Annotated in this window: 3 protein-coding genes; all 3 read right to left on the reverse strand. The window is 27.8% G+C overall.

Annotated elements, in window-relative coordinates; all coding sequences use genetic code 11:
* Positions 1–334 precede the first annotated feature (334 nt).
* From ACFFU9_RS11035 to ACFFU9_RS11045, 3 genes are read right to left on the reverse strand one after another with little or no spacing between them, the layout of a single operon-like run.
* Entirely contained in the window at positions 335–799 is a 465-nt protein-coding gene (locus ACFFU9_RS11035; protein WP_379861497.1) for a hypothetical protein, read from the reverse strand.
* 1 nt (position 800) lies between these two features.
* Complete coding sequence (locus ACFFU9_RS11040; RefSeq protein ID WP_379861498.1) at positions 801–1,232, reverse strand: helix-turn-helix transcriptional regulator; 432 nt, start codon at positions 1,230–1,232, stop codon at positions 801–803.
* Positions 1,219–1,611, reverse strand: coding sequence for a hypothetical protein (locus tag ACFFU9_RS11045; protein ID WP_379861499.1), 393 nt, complete (start codon positions 1,609–1,611; stop codon positions 1,219–1,221). The genes ACFFU9_RS11040 and ACFFU9_RS11045 overlap by 14 nt, the downstream gene beginning before the upstream one ends.
* Positions 1,612–1,925: the final 314 nt, after the last annotated feature.

The raw sequence follows: 1,925 nt of genomic DNA on the forward strand, positions 1-1,925 counted from the left end.
ACCCCGTTTTTTGAGTGTTCGGCTCGTTATCGGGGTTTTGTTTTATCTAAAATACAACTTATTTGATTGATATGCAAGTGATTATTTACTTCTGAAAGTGCCTTGATAAAACTCAGAAACTGTAAATTAAAACCACTAAAAAACTATCAAAAATGTTAGAAAAGGAGTAAATGCTATATATTTTGACCACATCAATCACAGCCTAGCCACCAAAGAACCTTCCCTAAACGTATCGTTTTACCCATAGTACGGCAAATCAACCGGATTCGTCAACACAGAATTCATTTTTGGCCTATCGGCAAAACGAATTCTTAGTTATTGGGCACTGGCTTTTCTATTTGTTATCTTTTTTTAAAAATACTCTAGGGTCAATTACAGGTAACATATATTTATCTTTATAAATAGTAGGACTTATTTCAGTCGCTAATAAAGCTCTTGCGTGAGAGTAAGCAATACTAAATAACTGAATGACTAAACCATCAGGAAGATCAAAATTATTTTTATCTTCATTATACACACTATCTAAGCCTTTTACTATATAAACTGTTCTACCAGAATGTTCAACTAAAATATTTTCTTTTTCATTGTCGACTAATTGTGTGTTGATATCAATTATAATAGTTGATTTCTCTTTATCAATATTCAAAGACGTACTCGTGTTTAAAGCTAAAGCATTTTGGGTTTCAAAAATTTGATTCAATCTTTCTGTTTCAATATCTTTAAAAGAGAATTTTAAAGAATGAATTTGAGAAATTCTGTATCCAATATTATCTTTATTTGTATTTGTTTTTTTAGCCATTTTAAAGTGCTAATTGTTTTTTAAATTCATTATTACTATAAAGAGGAATTATTTTACTATCCTTTTTATTCTTAGAATAAACTTCAGAAAAGCTATCATTTTCATAAAAGCTTAAATCTTTTGTTTTGTGATTAGTAGAATTTAAATCATTAAAATAAGAATTCTTATCCTTAAGTTCAAAAATTGGAAATTTATTAATCTTTAAAGCTATTTGAACAACTTTTTCAATGCTAAAATTAATCTCTCCATCATTTAGGATTTGAGAAACTCTGCCTTTTGATATACCAAGATGACTTGCTAATTCAGTTCTATTCATATTGTTGTCTTCCATATATTCCAAAATAGCATTATAGAGAAAGCTATTTATGCCTTCAACCCAATAAGATGGTTGGTTTAAAATTTTTTCGCGTATATTATCTCTATTTCTCATCATTATATTCTTTTATAATTTTCAAAATTGATTTTATGTCTTTATCTTGATTATCTTTTAGTCCACCAGTTATTATGACTCTACCGGTTTTTTCTTCGTGAAAAAGATAAACTCTAATAATATTTGATTTAGCTTCATATACTTTGCAGCTTAAGTTATGACCTTTAAGTTCTCTAAATTTTGTTTTTGGATATCTTTTGAGGTTAGAAGTTTCTTCAATAATTCTAAGCGCTCCAGCCAACTTGTCAAACAAATTGCCATCTTTTTCAATTTCATCAACGAACGGTTCAAAAAGACTTTTCCCATTTTTATTTAATTCATAAACACTAATTTTTGTAGTGCTTGTAATATGCGGTGACAAACTTAAGGAAAATTTCTTCAAAATGTTTAGTTATAGCTAAATTATTAACAATTTATTATACCTGCTAAAATAATTATTAACTTTAGAATATAAAGATATAGTATGATTTTTTTAGCTTGTGCCCAACGTTTATGTATATGATTAGTGGCGTGATTAAGCACGGAATTTAGTAAATAAAAACCGAATAGAAAATCTGCGAGGATTTTCGTAAACAAGCTAAAACCAGCCATTAATTATATACGGCTTAAGTTTGTCTTTTATTAAATTTGATATATAATCAGAAAGAATAAAAGAGAGAATTAAGGTTAATATATACGGTGAAGCCTAGACTTCGA

Origin of the sequence: Mariniflexile ostreae, from assembly GCF_042427585.1 — a bacterium.
GTDB classification, from domain to species: domain Bacteria; phylum Bacteroidota; class Bacteroidia; order Flavobacteriales; family Flavobacteriaceae; genus Pseudalgibacter; species Pseudalgibacter ostreae.